A 16,570-nucleotide genomic window follows, 5' to 3' on the forward strand; every position below is an offset into this window, starting at 1 on the left:
TAAACCAGAAATAGCGCTGCACGGGGTCAACGTAGCACAGCTGCCACGAGGACCGATCCGGCAGGTGGTACGGCCTGCACCGATCAAGACGAGAGCCGCTACTCTGACGGATGACGAAATGTGACTGTCATCTCCCGAGAACAGACGGAGGCTTCTCATGCGTGTCGGTGTGCTGACCGGCGGCGGCGACTGCCCGGGGCTCAACGCGGTGATCCGCGCGGTGGTGCGCAAGGGCATCGAGGTGCACGGCTGGGACTTCGTGGGCTTCCGCAACGGCTGGAACGGCCCGCTCACCGGCGACAGCCGCCCCCTGGGCCTGAACGACGTCGAGGACATCCTCACCCGCGGCGGCACCATCCTGCGATCCTCGCGCACCAACCCGTACAAGGTCGACGGCGGCGTCGACAAGATCAAGCAGGTCCTCGCCGACCAGGGCGTCGACGCGCTGATCGCGATCGGCGGCGAGGACACCCTCGGCGTCGCGAAGCGGCTGACGGACGACGGCGTCGGCGTCGTCGGTGTCCCCAAGACGATCGACAACGACCTGGGCGCCACCGACTACACCTTCGGCTTCGACACCGCGGTCTCCATCGCGACCGAGGCGATCGACCGGCTGCACACCACGGCCGAGTCGCACCACCGCGCCCTCGTCGTCGAGGTCATGGGCCGGCACGCCGGCTGGATCGCGCTGCACTCCGGCCTGGCCGGCGGCGCGAGCGTCATCCTGGTGCCGGAGAAGCACTTCAACGTCGACCAGGTCGTCTCCTGGGTCGAGCGCCGCTTCGAGAAGGAGTTCGCGCCGATCATCGTCGTCGCCGAGGGCGCGCTGCCCGAGGGCGGCGAGGAGAAGCTGCTCACCGGCGAGAAGGACGCCTTCGGGCACGTCCGCCTCGGCGGCATCGGCACCTGGCTGGCCGACGAGATCGCGAACCGCACCGGCAAGGAGTCCCGCGCGGTGGTCCTGGGCCACGTCCAGCGCGGCGGCACGCCGACGGCCTACGACCGCGTCCTGGCCACCCGCTTCGGCCTCAACGCGGTCGACGCGGTCGCGGACGGCGACTTCGGCGTCATGGTCGCCCTCAAGGGCACGGACATCGTCCGCGTGAAGCTGTCCGAGGCGACGGCCGAGCTGAAGACGGTCCCGGTCGAGCGCTACCAGGAAGCCGAAGTCTTCTTCGGCTGAGTCCCGACGTCGAAGGGCCGCCCCCCAGGGGCGGCCCTTCGCGCGTTCAGGGCCGCTGCCGCACCGCGTCGACGATGCCCTGGCTCACCACCACCCCGAACATGCCGGAGCCGAGGTAGGTGAAGGTGACCGGGTCGAACAGGAATTCGTCCTGGTTGCCGATCCCGTGCTCGGTGCTGCTGTGCCAGGTGATGCCGAGAACGGCCCGGCCGGTGGCGTCCTTCGCGTCGGTGCGGGCGACCAGGCCCGGCATCTTCGCGACGGCTTCGTAGAGCGCGGCCCGCACCGCCGGGCGCAGGTAACCCCCGGCCAGGTCGACGACCTCGTTGCCGAGGTCGTGCAGGGTGTCGCCTTCGCCGTAGGTGCTCTTGTGCAGGTAGGCGAGCATGCCGTCGGCGTCCGTGGGCAAGTTCGCGGGGGCAGCCGGGTGCGGCACACACCGGCTCTTCCCGCCGTGGCAGCCCGCGACGAAGGTCTCGTGGCCGAAGACGAACGACAACCCGTCGTGGGTGCCGTCCACCGACGCCCACGTTTCGTTCTCCCGGCCGTCCGCGAGCCGCGTCTTCGTGTAGACGAACTGGTCCGGCCGTGGGATGACGTCCGGCAGCGCGCGGGCCTTCGCAGCCGCGGCGTGCAGGATGCGCACCGGTTCGGGCTCGGGAACCGGCGCGATCGGGGCCCCGGCCGGAGTCAGGACGACGACGGCGGCCGCGGCCGCGGCGAGCCCGGCCGCGGTCACCCCACCCCACAACACCCGCCGGCGCCGGGGACGAGCCGAGGCCGCGGCGGCGAGCAGCTCGGCCCGCTTCCGGGCCAGGTCCTCGCGCGCCGGCAGCCCGGCCGGTCCGGCGAAGTCGCGCAGCAGCTGCATGTCATCCACGGTTCGGGACCTCCTCGGGGACCAGTTCGGCGCGGACCTTCCGGCGGGCGCGGTTCAGGCGCGACCGGACGGTGCCGACCGGGATGTCCAGCGCGACCGCCACTTCCTGGTAGGCCAGGCCTTCCCAGGCGATCAGCAGCAGGACGTCGCGGTCGCCGCGCGCCAGCCCGCCCAGCGCGGCGGCGAGCCGTGCGTTCATCGCCTGGGCCGTCACCCGCTCGGCGACCCGGTCCGCGTGACCGTCCTGCTCGGCGGGCGGCCCGAGCGTGGCCCGCAGCCGGTATTCGCGGGCTTCTTCGCGACGACGCTGGCCGACGAGGTTGGTCGCGATGCCGTAGAGCCACGGCCGCGCGCTCGGGAACGCCGGGTCGTAGCGGGCGCGGCCGCCGAAGGCGATCAGGAACGTCTCGCCCATCAGGTCGTCGGCCGCCTGGCCGCCGAGCCGCCGGGCGAGGTAGCGGTGGATGTGCGGGGCGTGGCGGTCGAAGACCACCGCGAACCGCTCGGGATGCTCCAGGGACGCGGTGATGACGTCCGCGTCGTCCCCGGTTTCACCTGGTGAACTCAAGGAACCGCCTGCCTGTCGTGAGGCCATCTCCTCCGTTGTTGGCGGCACGGGCGGATCGGGTTCACGCTAGATCCGGGCCAGCTGCTCCAGCACCCCGACGGCGGCGGCGATGTCGCCGGTCAGTGGCCGGTCGTCGAGACTCGGGTCCAGCACCGCCGACGCCGCTTCGAAGGCGTCGCGCACCGGCAGTTCCACCAGGTCCGCCTCCCGCATCCGGAGCGCCCGGACCGCGGCCACCAGCTCGCACGCCAGCACCTGCTGGTAGGCCGAACACGCCGCGGTCGCCGCGCGGGCGGCCTGCGTGGAGAAGCTCGCGTGGTCTTCGATGCCGCGGGAGACCACCGCCGTGCCGAGGGTGGCCGGGAGCGCGGCCTGCCGCAGCTCCGTCAGCGCGTCGTGCGCCACGTACTCCAGGATCATCACGCCCGAGCTGCCCGGCGGTCCTGCCGCCAGGAACGGCCGCAGCCCGGTGAACTCCGGCTCCACCAGGTCGCCGAGCCGCGCCACCGACAGCTCCGCCACCTGGTGCACGGTCGCCCGCGCCTGGTCCAGCGCCGTCGAGACGTACGCCGTGTGGAAGTGGGCGTGGTGGTAGGCGTCGTTGTGGACCGTCGAGATCATCGGGTTCTCGGTGCTCGCGTTGATCTCGACGGCGAGGACGTCCCGCAGGTAGTGGATCGCGTCCAGCGCCGGGCCCTGCACCTGCGGGAACGCCCGCAGCCCGAACGGGTCCTGGATCCGCCGGCCCGGCTTCGGCGTCTGGTGCATGCCCAGCAGCCGCCGCATCTCGGCGGCGCAGGCGACCTGCCCGGCGTGCGGACGTGCTTCGTGCACCGGTGTCGCGTACGCCTCGGGGTTGCCGTCGAGGGCGACGTACGTCAGCGCCGCGACGGCGTGGCTCGCCCGGGTCAGCGTGTCCAGCCGCATCGCCGCGAGGGTCGCCTCGGCGAGCGTGGCGGCGTTGCTGCTCATGAACGCCAGCGCGTCGCCCGCCCGCACCGGCACCGGCGGGACGTGCCCGGTGACCCACGGGCGTTCGCCGGTGAGTGCCAGCGCCGCCTCGGCCAGCGGGGCCAGGTCGCCGGTGCCGATCGCGCCGAGCCGGTGGACCAGCGGCAACGCGCCGGTGCGCACCGCCTCGGCCAGGGCGCCGATCAGCTCGGGGCTGATCCCGGACCGGCCGGAGAGCAGCTGGTTGAGCCGGATCAGCAGCATCGCCCGGACCTGGCCGGGCGGCATCGCGTCGCCGCTGCCGCCCGCGTGGCTGCGCAGCAGCCGCAGGCCGTGCTCGACGGAGCTTTCGACCGTGTCGTCCTTGTTGGCCCCGACGCCGGTGGTCCGGCCGTAGACGATCCGGCGCGTGCTCAGCTCCTCGGCGAGCTTCCACGCGTTTTCGGCCGCCCGCAGCGCGGCGATCGAGACGTCGATGCCCAACGGCCCCTCGGTGCGCGCGGCGGCGACGACGTCCGCGCACCTGAGGGTCCGGCCGTCCACCCGGATCAAGGGCAGCCTCCTTCCGACTGCCCTCACTATGCGGCTAGGGCGACGGCGGCTGCCAGGGCGGTACCGGCCAGTCCCACTTCGGGACCGGTTCGTGCAGGTTCGGCTCGGCGCCGGGCGCGGAGAAGATCACGGCGAGCCGGCTGCCCCACTCGAGGTAGCCGGCGAACGCGGCCCGGAACTCGGGGTCGCCGGGCAGGCCGGCCTCGTCGGCGGCGTCGAGCAGCAGGGACACCCACCGGCGGCGCTGCTGCTCGGTGATCCCGCGGCCGAGGTGACGGCCGATCATGTGGGCGTGCCCGCCGTGGCTCGCGGAGTACTCGGCAGGCCCGCCGAACACCTCACCGAGCCAGACGGCCACGTGCTCGGCGTGGTGCGGGTCCATGTGGCGGAAGACGGGTTCGAGCAGCGGGTCTTCGAGGACGTGGCCGTAGAAGATCGTCAGCAGCTTCACGAGGGCCTCGTGGCCGCCGGCCCATTCGTAGAGGGTCGGCGTGGGTTTTGGCACGATCACCCGCATCAGGCAACCAGTGGTGCCCCGGCCGGGCAACCACGTACTTTCCGGTGCGTAGGGAGAGCGGATGAAGCGGTACCACTGCGCGACGGAACTGGCGGTCGACCTGATCGGCGGCAAGTGGAAGCCGGTGATCCTGGCCCACCTCAAGGAGGGCGCCCACCGCTACGGCGAACTGCGGCGCCGGATGCCGGGGGTGAGCGAGAAGATGCTGACCCAGCAGCCCGCCGGAGCCCGACCGGCCCTGACCCGATGTCATGAAAGGGTCGTTCATGACATCCAACGCCATGAACGACCCTTTCATGACATCCGTAGGGCGTCAGGCGGAGTCGGTTTCGTCCAGCCGGCGTTCCAGCGCGTCCAGCCGGCCGGACCAGAACCGCCGGTAGGGCGCGAGCCAGGCGTCGACCTCGGCCAGGGGCTCCGGGCGCAGGGCGTAGCACCGCTTCTGCGCCGCGACCCGGACCGTCACCAGCCCCGCTTCGCGCAGCACCCGCAGGTGCTTGGACACCGCGGGCTGGCTCAGCTCCAGCTCGTCGACCAGCTCGCCGACCGAGCGCTCGCCGTCGCGGAGCAGGTCGAGGATGGTCCGGCGCCGGGGTTCGGCGAGGACGTCGAAAGTCTGCATCACCCGTGAAATGTGCTCCGCCGGGCATATTCCTGTCAAGGAATGTTGACCACGCATGGTCTGAACCATTGACCTAGTGGTCTAGTCCACTTACGGTAAGTGTGGTCCCCACCACTCCGGCACCGTCGCCGTGAGGAATTCCCGGGAGGGAGAACGCATGTCCCGTCTGCGCAGGAAGAGCTTCTCGGCCCTGCTCGCCGTGGCGGCCGCCGCGGGTCTCGTCGCGACCGCCACGGCCGCGACCGCGTCGACCGAGAGCGCACAAGCTTCCGTCGGCAAGGTGGTCGGCTACTTCACCGAATGGGGTGTCTACGACCGCAACTACCACGTCAAGAACATCGAGACGTCCGGCTCGGCGAGCAAGCTGACCCACATCAACTACGCCTTCGGCAACGTGACGAACGGCGGCTGCGCGATCGGCGACGCCTACGCCGACTACCAGAAGACCTACGACGCCGCGGGCAGCGTCGACGGCGTCGCCGACACCTGGGACCAACCGCTCGCCGGTAGCTTCAACCAGCTCAAGAAGCTCAAGGCCAAGCACCCCGGCCTGAAGGTCCTCTGGTCCTTCGGCGGCTGGACCTGGTCGGGCGGCTTCGGGCAGGCCGCGAAGAATCCCACCGCGTTCGCGAACTCCTGCTACAACCTGGTCAACGACCCGCGCTGGGCCGGCGTCTTCGACGGCATCGACATCGACTGGGAGTACCCCAACGCCTGCGGCCTGAGCTGCGACACCAGCGGCGCGGCGGCGTTCAAGAACCTCCTGGGGGCCCTGCGCGCGAAGTTCGGCTCGAAGCTGGTCACCGCCGCGATCACCGCGGACGGCACGAGCGGCGGCAAGATCGACGCGGCCGACTACGGCGGCGCCGCCCAGTACGTCAACTGGTACAACGTGATGACGTACGACTACTTCGGTGCCTGGGCGGCCCAGGGCCCGACGGCTCCGCACTCGCCGCTCACGTCGTACTCCGGCATCCCCACCGCCGGGTTCTACTCCGACGTGGCCATCCAGAAGCTCAAGAGCAAGGGCGTCCCGGCGAGCAAGCTGCTGCTGGGCATCGGCTTCTACGGCCGCGGCTGGACCGGCGTCACGCAGAGCGCCCCGGGCGGCACCGCGACCGGCCCGGCGCCGGGCAAGTACGAGCAGGGCATCGAGGACTACAAGGTGCTCAAGACGTCCTGCCCGGCGACGGGCACGGTGGCCGGCACCGCGTACGCCAAGTGCGGCAGCAACTGGTGGAGCTACGACACCCCGGCGACCATCGCGGGCAAGATCTCCTACGCCAAGACCCAGGGCCTGGGCGGCGCGATGTTCTGGGAGCTCTCCGGTGACACCACGAACGGCGAGCTGATCACCGCCGTCGCCAAGTAGCACAGCGCGTGCGGGGGCACCGGCAGAAGTCGTCGGTGCCCCCGTTTACTGTCGCGGGCGTGAAGTTCAGCGGATTCGGCGAGTACGCCATCGACTTCTTCGACGGCCTCGTGGAGGACAACTCCAAGCCCTACTGGGACGACCACGTCGAGACCTACAAGTCCGACGTCCGCGCCCCGATGGAAGCGCTGCTGGCCGAGCTGGCCCCCGAGTTTTCCGACGGCTTCGGCGAGCCCAAGGTGTTCCGCCCCTACCGGGACGTCCGCTTCGCCAAGGACAAGACGCCGTACAAGACCCACTGCGGCGGGGTGATCGAGCAGGGCCGTGGTGGCGGCGCCTACTACGTCGAGGTCGGGCCGGACGGCCTGCGTGTCGGCGGCGGGTGCTTCTACCTGGCCTCCGACCAGATCGCCCGGTTCCGGACGGCGGTCGACACCGAGCTGCACGGCGAGGCGCTGCGGAAGATCCTCGCCAAGCTCGAGCGCGCCGGCTGGGAGATCAAGGGCGACCGCCTGAAGTCGAAGCCGCGCGGGTTCGCCGAGGACCACCCGCGCCTCGACCTGCTGCGCTACCGCTCGGTGTACGCCGTGCGCGGCTGGGAGCCCGACGACGTCCTGCACGAGCGGGGCGCCTTCGACCGCGTCCGCAAGGCGTGGCGGCAGCTCCGGGAGTTCAACGAGTGGGCCCGCGACCGGGTCGGCCCGAGCGAACAGCCCCGTCGCTGACCGTGACCTGACCAGCCGGGTTTCTGAACACTTTCTTGAACATTCGGGATCGGTACAGACGTACGAGCGAAGAGGGTCTACGCTATGTGGACGTGAGCCGACGCGCGAAGATCGTTTGTACCCTGGGCCCCGCCACCGCCACGCCGGAGAAGATGCGGGCGCTGGTCGACGCGGGCATGGACGTGGCCAGAATGAACTTCAGCCACGGCAGCCACAGCGACCACAAGCAGGTCTACGACCTGATCCGGGCCGCGGCCGCCGACAGCGGCCGGGCGGTCGGCATCCTCGCCGACCTGCAGGGCCCGAAGATCCGCCTGGGCACCTTCGCCGGTGGACCGGTCGAGTGGCACAACGGCGACATCGTCCGGATCACCGTCGAGGACGTCGCCGGCACCCACGACCGCGTCTCGACCACCTACAAGGGCCTGGCCAAGGACGCCAAGCCCGGCGACCGCCTGCTCGTCGACGACGGCAAGGTCGGCCTGGTGGTCCGCAAGGTCGAGGGCCCGGACGTGGTCTGCGAGGTGACCGAGGGCGGCCCGGTCAGCAACAACAAGGGCGTCTCGCTGCCCGGTATGGACGTCTCCGTGCCGGCGCTGTCCGACAAGGACATCGAAGACCTCGAGTTCGCGCTCGAGCTGGGCGTCGACTTCATCGCCCTGTCCTTCGTCCGCTCGCCGGCCGACATCGACCTGGTCCACCAGGTGATGGACCGGGTCGGCAAGGGACGGCTGCCGGTCGTCGCCAAGATCGAGAAGCCCGAAGCCGTCTACAACCTCGAGGCCATCGTGCTGGCCTTCGACGCGGTGATGGTCGCCCGCGGCGACCTCGGCGTCGAGCTGCCGCTGGAGCAGGTCCCGCTGGTGCAGAAGCGCGCCATCCAGATCTGCCGCGAGAACGCGAAGCCGGTCATCGTCGCGACGCAGATGCTCGAGTCGATGATCAACAACTCCCGGCCGACCCGCGCCGAGGCCTCCGACGTCGCGAACGCGGTGCTCGACGGCGCCGACGCGCTGATGCTGTCCGGCGAGACCTCGGTCGGCCGGTACGCGATCGAGGTCGTGGAGACGATGGGCCGGATCATCGAGGCGGTCGAGACCGACTCGCCGATCGTGCCGCCGCTCTCGCACGTCCCGCGCACCAAGCGCGGCGTCATCTCCTACGCCGCCCGCGACATCGGCGAGCGGCTCAACGCGAAGGCCCTGGTCGCGTTCACGCAGTCCGGTGACACCGTGCGCCGCCTCGCGCGGCTGCACACGCGGCTGCCGCTGCTGGCGTTCACGCCGGAGGAGAGCGTCCGCAGCCAGCTCTCGATGACCTGGGGCACGACGACCCGGATCGTGCCGAGCGTGGACTCCACCGACCAGATGATCCAGCAGGTCGACCACGCGATGCTGGAAATGGGCAAGTACCAGAAGGGCGACCTGGTCGTCATCGTGGCCGGTTCCCCGCCGGGCACCGTCGGGTCGACCAACCTGATCCGCGTGCACCGGCTCGGTGAAGACGACCACGCTTGAGAGACCGACCGCTCAGTATGCCCGTAAAGTCCCGGTCATGACTGAAATGGCCAGGACGGCCGCCACCGAGCCGGAGCTCGCCGGTGGCGGCCAGCCGGTGCTCGACCGCCTGATCGCGCTGCTCGACCTGGAGAAGATCGAAGAGAACATCTTCCGCGGCGTCTCGCCCGCTCACTCGCCCGTGCGGGTGTTCGGCGGGCAGGTCGCCGGCCAGGCCCTGGTCGCGGCCGGGCGCACGGTGCCCGAGGAACGCCGGGTGCACTCGCTGCACGCGTACTTCATCCGCGGCGGCGACCCGAGCGTGCCGATCGTCTACGAGGTCGACCGGATCCGCGACGGCCGGTCGTTCACCACCCGCCGGGTCGTGGCGATCCAGCACGGCAAGGCGATCTTCTCCCTCTCGGCGTCGTTCCAGACGGACGAACCGGGCATCGAGCACTCCGAAGCCATGCCGGAGGGCATCCCGGCGCCGGAGACGCTCCCGACGCTGATGGAGCGCGCCGAGGGGTATGCGATCGGCGCGCACGCCCGGCCGCGGCCGATCGACGTGCGCTACGTCAACGAGCCGCCGTGGGTCACCCGGGAGACCGGCGAGCGGCCCGCCCGCAACCAGGTGTGGATGCGCGCGGACGGGAAGCTGCCCGACCATCGGCTGCTGCACGTCTGCGTGCTGACCTACGCCTCGGACATGACGCTGCTGGACTCGGTGCTCGCCCGCCACGGCGTCTACTGGGACACCGACAAGGTGCTCGGCGCCAGCCTCGACCACGCGCTGTGGTTCCACCGGCCGTTCCGCGCCGACGAGTGGTTCCTCTACGACAGCGCCTCGCCGACGGCCTCGGGGGCCCGCGGCCTGGCCACCGGCCGGTTCTTCGCCCAGGACGGGACGCTCATCGCGACGGTCGTCCAAGAAGGACTCCTGCGCGTCTTGTGAAGTTCGCCGGGAAATCACCCTCACGGGCGATGAATGGCTCGAATATTCGTCTCCGGAAAAGGGCATTCGGCGCGGGTGAGGGGGCCGGGACCGATCGGGGGACGGCCCCGGACCCCTCCGCCCGATGATCGCGCGGCACGTCGCGCGCTCATCGTCTACCCTGCTCAGAGGCCGGTTGAAGCCACAGCGGGCCGACCGGAAGGCGCCCCCGGCAGTGCAGGGTGCGAGGATACAAGAGCATTCTGCAAATTGCAGATCCGGTGCCGGAATGGGCCCCGCGTTAAAGTTCCACCAAGCCTGTGTCCGGCCGACCGGACACCGGCAGCACGACATCCGGAGGTGCCGCGATGGCAAGGGGACAGAGCCCCACGGTTCGCCGACGGAGACTGTCGGGCGAGTTGCGGCGGCTCCGCGAGGCCGCGGACCTCACCATCGACGAGGTGGGCGAGAAGCTCGAGTGCTCCGCCTCGAAGATCAGCCGCATCGAGACCGGCCACGTCGGCGTGACCCCGCGTGACGCCCGGGACATGCTGGCCCTCTACGGGATCACCGGCGACGAGCAGGAGGCGCTCGTCCAGCTGGCCAGGGAGGCCCGCAAACGCGGCTGGTGGCACGCGTACAACGAGGTGTTCACCGGCACCTTCGTCGGGCTCGAAGCCGACGCCAGCTCCCTGCGCGCGTTCCAGGCACTGCTGGTCCCCGGGCTGCTGCAGACCGAGCGGTACGCCCGCGCGGTGATCCGCGCGCTGCGGCCCGACGCCGAGGACGCCGAGATCCGCCGCCGCGTCGCCGCCCGGATGGCACGCCAGGAACTGCTGTCCGAGACACCGCCGCCGGAGTACTGGGCGGTGATGGACGAGGCCGTGCTGCGCCGCGTCGTCGACAGCCCCGAAGTGATGGCCGAGCAGCTCTACCGGATGGTCGCCGTCGCCGAAAAGCCGAACGTGACCATCCAGGTCGTGCCGTTCGGCGCCGGCGCGCACCCCGGCATGGAAGGTCCCTTCCTCATCATGGGCTTCCCCGAGCAGGCCGACCCGGACGTCGTCTACGTCGACGACAGCACGTCCAGCGGTCTCTACCTGGAGGAACCCACAGACGTCCGGCGCTACGGGCTGATGTTCGACCATCTGCGCGCGGCCGCACTGAAGCCGGACGACTCGGTGGAGCTGATCGCCGAGGCCGCCGGACGGTTCGCCGAACAGGCGGCCGTACCGGCTGCGGTGCACCATCCGGAACCGAGGACACAGTAAGGGAGCAGGGACCATGGAAGCAGAACTCTCCGGGGCGCGGTGGCGCAAGAGCAGCCACAGCGGCGGCGGCAACGACTGCGTCGAGGTGGCGTTCGTCGGCGGCGGTGCCGCGGTGCGCGACTCGAAGGACCCCGAAGGGGGTGCGTTCCGCCTGCCCGCGTCGGGTTGGCGGGGGCTGCTGGCCGCGGTGCGGACCGGCGGCCCGGCGCACGACTGAGTTGCTTGGGAACGACCCCTTACCCCCGCCGAGCTGGGCTCGACCGGGAGTAAGGGGTCTTTTCGTGCCCATCCCTACGTGATCACCCGATGCCCGGGGTGGCACCTCAGGACGAACCTGAGTGCTACCAACCACCAGGGACAAGGGGAACACGATGCACAGCGATCTCATGCTCGACGCGGTCCGCGCCGAAGCCGCTTACCGGGCCGAGGAACTGCGGAAGGCCGGGCGCAGCGCCTGGGCCGCCCGCGCCCGTCGCGCCACCCGCCACTTCAGGGCCACGAGGACGGATGTCGAGGTACCGGCACAGCAGCGCCGGGAGGCCTCGCGGACGACCGCCGACACCGCCCGGTAGGGGCAGGTGATGGTGGCAAAGGCGATAAGCGGTCGGAAACTGTCGGTGCGGTAGGTCAGAATGCTCCTCGTGCCCCGACTCGGCTCCGGAATCCCGCTCGTCGCCCGTACCCACGAGATGCGGCGGCTCCGCGCCGCCTTCGCCAGGGCCGAACGTGGCGAAGCCGGCGCGGTGCTGCTCTCGGGGGACGCCGGGGTCGGCAAGACCCGGCTGCTGACCGCGCTCGGCGAGCACGTCGGGGGCTGCGGTGCGCTGGTGCTCACCGGCCGCTGCATCGACGTCCGCGAGGGCGGTCTTCCTTATCTTCCGTTCGCCGAGGCGCTCGCCCCGCTGGGCAGCGCGACGGACCCGGCGGTCGCCGCCGCGGTGCGGGCCCGGCCCGCGCTCGGGCGGCTGCTGCCGCAGGGCCCGGGCTTCGAGGAGCCCCGGGCGGCCGAACACCCGCCGATGACCTCCAACGACCGGGAAACGATGGTGCGTCCCCGGCCGGAGCAGGATCTCGGTCAGCTGCAGTTGTTCGACGCGGTACTGGGGGTGCTGACCGAGATAGCGCAGGAGCGCCCGGTGGTGATCCTCCTCGAGGATCTCCACTGGGCCGACGCCTCGACCCGCAACCTGCTGTCCTTCCTGCTCAGCAGGTTGCGGGCGCAGCGGCTGCTGGTCGTGGGCAGCTACCGCGAGGAGGACGTGCACCGGCGGCACCCGCTGCGCGGCCTCCTGGCGGAGCTGGTCCGGCTCGCCACGGTCGAGCGCGTCGACCTGCAGCCCTTCGGCGCGGCCGACGCCCGCCGGTTCGTCGAGGCGCTGGCCGACGAGCCGCTGCCGTCGGACGTCGTCGCCGACATCGTCAGCCGGTCCGAGGGCAACCCGTTCTTCGCCGAGGAACTGCTCGCCACCAAGACCGAGTGCAACGACCTGCCCGCCGGGCTGGCCGAGGTGCTGCTGTCCCGGCTCGAACGGCTCTCGCCGGACGCCCGCCGGGTCGCGCGGGTGATCTCGGTGGCCAACGAGCCCGTCATGCACGCCGCCCTCGTCGAGGTGTCCGGGCTGGGCGAGCTGGAGCTGGACGAGGCGCTGCGCGAAGCCGTCCAGCACCACGTGCTCGTGGTGCTCTCGGACGGCTCGTACACGTTCCGGCACGCGTTGCTGCAGGAAGCGGTGTACGGCGACCTGCTGCCGGGGGAGCGCTCGCGCACGCACGCGGCGTACGCGGCGCGGATCAAGGCGCGGCCCCAGGGCCGCGGCCACGACGCGAAGCTGGCCTACCACTCGATGCAGAGCAGCGACCTGGCCACCGCGCTGCCGGCGTTCCTGCGCGCGATGGACGAGGCCGAGAAGCTCGGCGCGCCCGGCTCGGCGCTGCAGCACGTCGAACAGGCACTGTCCATCTGGGACGCCGTCACGCCGTCGGACCGGCCCGAAGGGGTCGACGAGCTGCAGCTGCTGTACGAAGCGTCGTACTTCGCGGGCACGTCCGGCGAGCCCGAGCGCGCGGCCGCGTTCGCCCGCTCCGCCACCCAGGCGCTGACCGCCGACATCCCGAACGACCGGGCCGCGAAGGTGTGGCGCCGGCTGGCCGACGCGCTGCTAGCGCTCGAAGGCACCCTCGACGAGGCGGTCGCCGCCATCGACACGGCCTGGAACCTGGTGGCGGACACCGAGCCCAGCTCGGCGCGCGCGTGGGTGCTGGCCAGCCGGGCCGGGTTCCTGCGGATCCTTGACCAGCCCGAAGCGGCGCTCGACAGCGCGCTCGCCGCGGTCGCCGACGCGCAGGCCGTGGGTGCGGCGGGCGCGGAGGCGTCGGCGCTGGTCACCCTGGGCACGCTGGCCGATTCACGGGGCGACGCCGCCGAGGCCCGGGAGCGGCTGCGCCAGGCCGAACGCAAGGCGCGTGACGTCGGCGCGTACAACACGGAAATCCGCGCGACCTACTTCCTCACGCTGAGCCACGACGACGAGGGCGAGTTCGCCGAAGCGCTGGAGCACGCCTCGCGCGGTGTCGCGCGGGCCGAGGAAGCCGGGCTGAGCTGGAGCGTCTACGGGCTGGAGCTGCGGGCGCGGCAGCTGATGCTGCGCTACCTGATGGGCGACTGGCCGGACGAGAGCGCCGGGCGGGCCGGGCGCGGCGTCTCGAGCGCGGTCGCCGCGCGGATCCTGGCCATCTGGTCGCTGTTCGTCGTCGCCCGCGGCCGGTTCGACGAGGCCGCGAAGCTGCTGTCCGGGCTGCGGCAGCACTGGACGGCGGACATGCAGATCCCGCTGTCGGCCGGCGGCGCCGGGATCGAGCTGGCGTCCTGGCGCGGCGACCACGCCGCGGCCGTGCGCGAGGCCGAAGACCTGGCCGGCTGGCTGGAGCGGATCGAACCCGGCCTGCTCGCCGGCATCCGGGTGGCCGCGCTCGGCGTGTCCGCGGCGGCCGCGCTCGCCGCCGAAGCCCGGCTCCACGGCGACCGGGCCGCGGCCGAAGCCGCGGTGGCGGCCGGCGAGCGGCTCCTGGCGCACGGCCGGATGTGCTCGGTCGTCGGCCAGCCGCGATCGGGCACGCTCGGTCCGGAGGGCCGCGCCTGGCTGGCCCGCCTGGAGGCGGCGGCCACCTGCCTGTCGGGTCGCGGCGACGCCCAGCTGTGGGCGGCCGCGGCGGCGGCGTTCGGCTACGGCGCCGTCTACGAGCAGGCGGTCTGCCGCTGGCACGAGGCCGAAGCGCTGCTGGCCACGGACGCCGACGCGGCCCCGGCCCTGGAGGCGGCCCACGCGGTGGCGGTCCGGCTGGGCGCGATGCCGTTGCGCGACGCCGTCCGCGACCTGGCCCACCGCGCCCGCGTCGAGCTGGACGGCGTCGAGCCGGCACCCCCGGCCCGCGCGGTCACCGACCCGCTGACCGACCGCGAGCGCGACGTCCTGGAGCGCGTCGCACTGGGCCGCACGAACCGCCAGGTCGGCGAAGAGCTCTACATCAGCGAAAAAACGGTGAGCGTCCACCTGTCCCGCGTGATGGCGAAGCTGGGCGCAAGCCGCCGCGCGGAAGCGGTCGCGATCGCCTACGACCGCGGCCTCCTCACCACCCCCACCCCGTGAGCCGAGGGTCGACACGCGTGATCAGGAGGTCGACACGCGTGATTGAAGGGTCGACACGGCCGGGCCCGCCGGTTTCGCCGTGTCGACCCTCAAATCACGCGTGCTGACCCTTCAATCACGCGTGATGACCCTCAAATCACGTCAGCGGGGGAGGCGGCGGAGGGCCTTGAGGCCGAAGGTCATGCCGCGGGACCACAGCGAACCCGGGATGGCGCGGGGCGGGCGCAGGGCCAGGCCGCGCTGCAGCGCGATCGACTGGGACTCCGTGTACTTGAGCAGGCCCTCGGCGCCGTTGCGGCGGCCGACGCCCGACTCCTTCATCCCGCCCATCGGCACGCCGACGCTGCCGAACGTCGCCGCGTAGCCCTCGTTCACGTTGACCGTCCCGGCCTTGAGGCGGGCCGCGACCTCCCAGCCCGCGCGGCCGTTGCGCGACCAGACGCTGGCGTTGAGCCCGAACGGCGTGTCGTTGGCCCGCTCGATGGCGTCGGTGACGTCGGTGTAGCCGTAGATCGACACGACCGGCCCGAACGTCTCCTCCGCGAACGGCAGCATCTCCGGGGTGACGCCGGACAGCACCGTCGGCTCGTAGAACAGCGGGCCGAGGTCGGGCCGCGCGCGGCCGCCGGTGAGCACCGACGCGCCCTTCGCGCGGGCGTCCTCGACGTGCGCCGACACCGCCGCGAGCTGGTCTTCCGACGTCAGGGAGCCCATCTGGGCCTGGTAGTCCAGCGCGCCGCCGAGCCGCAGGGCCGCGGTCCGCGCCACGAACGCGCGGGTGAACTCGTCGCGGATGTCCTCGTGGACGTAGATCCGCTCGACCGACACGCACAGCTGCCCGGCCGAGGAGAAGCACGCCGTCACCGCGCCGGTCGCGGCCTTCGCGACGTCGGCGTCGGGCAGCACGACCATCGGGTTCTTGCCGCCGAGCTCCAGCGAGTACGACGTCAGCCGCTTCGCCACCTGGCCGGCCAGCTCCTTGCCTGTCGGCGTGGAGCCGGTGAAGCAGAGGTAGTCCGACTCCTCGATCAGCGCGGTGCCGATCTTCGACCCGCGGCCGAGCACGATCTGCCAGGTCCCGGCGGGCAGCCCGGCCTCCTCGGCGAGTTCGTGCAGCCACAGCGCCGAAAGCGCGGTCTGGTTGTCCGGCTTCTGCACGACGGCGTTGCCCGCGGCCAGCGCCGGCAGGACGTCCATCGCGGTCAGCGCCAGGGGGTAGTTCCACGGCGAGATGATCCCGACGACGCCCTTGGGGTGGCGGATCTCGCCCGCGCGGGTCAGGCCGGGGATGACGCCGGCGATCCGGCGGGGCGCGAGGATCTTCGCGGTGTGCTTGCCGTAGTAGGCCGCCACCAGCGCGGTCGCGCTGACCTCGTCGAACGCGTCGAGCCGCGCCTTGCCCGCTTCGACCTGGACCAGGTCGAGCACCTCGTCCTGCCGGGCGAGCACCAGGTCGTGCAGCCGGGTGAGGACGCGGGCGCGTTCGGCGGGGGAGCGGTCCGCCCACGCCCGCTGGGCCGTGCGGGCGCCGGTGAACACCGCGCGCACGTCGGCGTCGGTGGCCTGCGGGAGCGTCGCGATCGGCAGTCCGGTGAACGGCGCCCGCATCCGGATCGGCGCCGAGTCCGCGCCGCCCGTCACGCGGGCGACGAGCTGGGCGGCCCGCGCCGAACTGGGCGCTCCGGCGACTCCGCCGACGGTCGGCGGGAGCGAGGTGTCTTCGACCGGTTTCGCGGGGGTCGTGCTGGTCATGACGTCTCCGTTCAGCGGAGTCCGCGCGCCGTCGCGCAGGGGTTACCGACGAGTACACCATACCGTCGGTACGTCAGATGTCCAGCGTGATGTGAATAAG

General features: G+C 71.8%; 15 protein-coding genes and 1 pseudogene. 10 read left to right on the forward strand and 6 right to left on the reverse strand.

Annotated elements, in window-relative coordinates:
- The first annotated feature begins 157 nt into the window (after positions 1-157).
- Positions 158-1,183 carry a 6-phosphofructokinase gene (locus BLW76_RS15820; protein WP_091307814.1) on the forward strand — a complete coding sequence of 342 codons (1,026 nt, stop codon included), beginning with the start codon at positions 158-160 and terminating at the stop codon, positions 1,181-1,183.
- A gap of 46 nt (positions 1,184-1,229) precedes the next feature.
- Here the strand turns inward: BLW76_RS15820 and BLW76_RS15825 are convergent, their stop codons facing one another.
- The 4 genes from BLW76_RS15825 to BLW76_RS15840 form a co-directional block, all read right to left on the reverse strand.
- On the reverse strand, positions 1,230-2,054 hold the full coding sequence (locus BLW76_RS15825; protein ID WP_244170654.1) for a CU044_5270 family protein: 825 nt from the start codon (positions 2,052-2,054) through the stop codon (positions 1,230-1,232).
- Position 2,055: 1 nt separating this feature from the next.
- Positions 2,056-2,631 (reverse strand): RNA polymerase sigma factor, encoded by a 576-nt coding sequence (locus tag BLW76_RS15830; protein WP_091307820.1) that lies wholly within the window; start codon positions 2,629-2,631, stop codon positions 2,056-2,058.
- 66 nt (positions 2,632-2,697) lie between these two features.
- Positions 2,698-4,134: an aromatic amino acid ammonia-lyase gene (locus BLW76_RS15835; RefSeq protein ID WP_091307823.1), complete on the reverse strand. Its 1,437-nt coding sequence runs from the start codon at positions 4,132-4,134 to the stop codon at positions 2,698-2,700.
- 34 nt (positions 4,135-4,168) lie between these two features.
- Complete coding sequence (locus BLW76_RS15840) at positions 4,169-4,645, reverse strand: group II truncated hemoglobin (protein ID WP_091319439.1); 477 nt, start codon at positions 4,643-4,645, stop codon at positions 4,169-4,171.
- Positions 4,646-4,712: 67 nt separating this feature from the next.
- On the opposite strand from BLW76_RS15840, the pseudogene BLW76_RS49600 reads away from it, so the two are divergent.
- Positions 4,713-4,868, forward strand: a pseudogene (locus tag BLW76_RS49600) (winged helix-turn-helix transcriptional regulator); the annotation flags it as partial.
- Positions 4,869-4,964: 96 nt separating this feature from the next.
- Here the strand turns inward: BLW76_RS49600 and BLW76_RS15850 are convergent.
- Complete coding sequence (locus BLW76_RS15850) at positions 4,965-5,273, reverse strand: ArsR/SmtB family transcription factor (RefSeq protein WP_208613537.1); 309 nt, start codon at positions 5,271-5,273, stop codon at positions 4,965-4,967.
- Positions 5,274-5,430: 157 nt separating this feature from the next.
- Between BLW76_RS15850 and BLW76_RS15855 the strand changes: the two genes are divergently transcribed.
- The 8 genes from BLW76_RS15855 to BLW76_RS15890 all read left to right on the forward strand — a co-directional run bounded on the left by BLW76_RS15855 (position 5,431) and on the right by BLW76_RS15890 (position 14,718).
- Positions 5,431-6,645 (forward strand): glycoside hydrolase family 18 protein, encoded by a 1,215-nt coding sequence (locus tag BLW76_RS15855; protein WP_091307827.1) that lies wholly within the window; start codon positions 5,431-5,433, stop codon positions 6,643-6,645.
- 59 nt (positions 6,646-6,704) lie between these two features.
- Positions 6,705-7,370, forward strand: a complete 666-nt coding sequence (locus tag BLW76_RS15860) for a DUF2461 domain-containing protein (RefSeq protein ID WP_091307828.1) — start codon at positions 6,705-6,707, stop codon at positions 7,368-7,370.
- Between the two features lie 92 nt (positions 7,371-7,462).
- On the forward strand, positions 7,463-8,887 hold the full coding sequence (pyk, locus tag BLW76_RS15865; protein WP_091319441.1) for a pyruvate kinase: 1,425 nt from the start codon (positions 7,463-7,465) through the stop codon (positions 8,885-8,887).
- A 37-nt stretch (positions 8,888-8,924) separates the two neighbouring features.
- Positions 8,925-9,821 carry an acyl-CoA thioesterase II gene (gene tesB, locus BLW76_RS15870; RefSeq protein WP_091307831.1) on the forward strand — a complete coding sequence of 299 codons (897 nt, stop codon included), beginning with the start codon at positions 8,925-8,927 and terminating at the stop codon, positions 9,819-9,821.
- Between the two features lie 347 nt (positions 9,822-10,168).
- Positions 10,169-11,071: a helix-turn-helix domain-containing protein gene (locus BLW76_RS15875; RefSeq protein WP_091307832.1), complete on the forward strand. Its 903-nt coding sequence runs from the start codon at positions 10,169-10,171 to the stop codon at positions 11,069-11,071.
- Between the two features lie 13 nt (positions 11,072-11,084).
- On the forward strand, positions 11,085-11,288 hold the full coding sequence (locus BLW76_RS15880) for a DUF397 domain-containing protein (RefSeq protein ID WP_091307835.1): 204 nt from the start codon (positions 11,085-11,087) through the stop codon (positions 11,286-11,288).
- A 154-nt stretch (positions 11,289-11,442) separates the two neighbouring features.
- The gene (locus tag BLW76_RS15885) at positions 11,443-11,643 is read left to right on the forward strand and encodes a hypothetical protein (protein WP_091319443.1); all 201 of its coding nucleotides are present in this window, start codon (positions 11,443-11,445) and stop codon (positions 11,641-11,643) included.
- A gap of 60 nt (positions 11,644-11,703) precedes the next feature.
- Entirely contained in the window at positions 11,704-14,718 is a 3,015-nt protein-coding gene (locus tag BLW76_RS15890; protein ID WP_091307837.1) for a helix-turn-helix transcriptional regulator, read from the forward strand.
- Positions 14,719-14,859: 141 nt separating this feature from the next.
- On the opposite strand, the gene BLW76_RS15895 is transcribed toward BLW76_RS15890, so the two are convergent.
- Positions 14,860-16,470, reverse strand: a complete 1,611-nt coding sequence (locus BLW76_RS15895; protein WP_091307839.1) for a succinic semialdehyde dehydrogenase — start codon at positions 16,468-16,470, stop codon at positions 14,860-14,862.
- Positions 16,471-16,570 lie beyond the last annotated feature (100 nt).

The sequence above is a fragment of the Amycolatopsis tolypomycina genome (genome assembly GCF_900105945.1).
In the GTDB taxonomy this organism is placed as follows: Bacteria; Actinomycetota; Actinomycetes; order Mycobacteriales; family Pseudonocardiaceae; genus Amycolatopsis; species Amycolatopsis tolypomycina.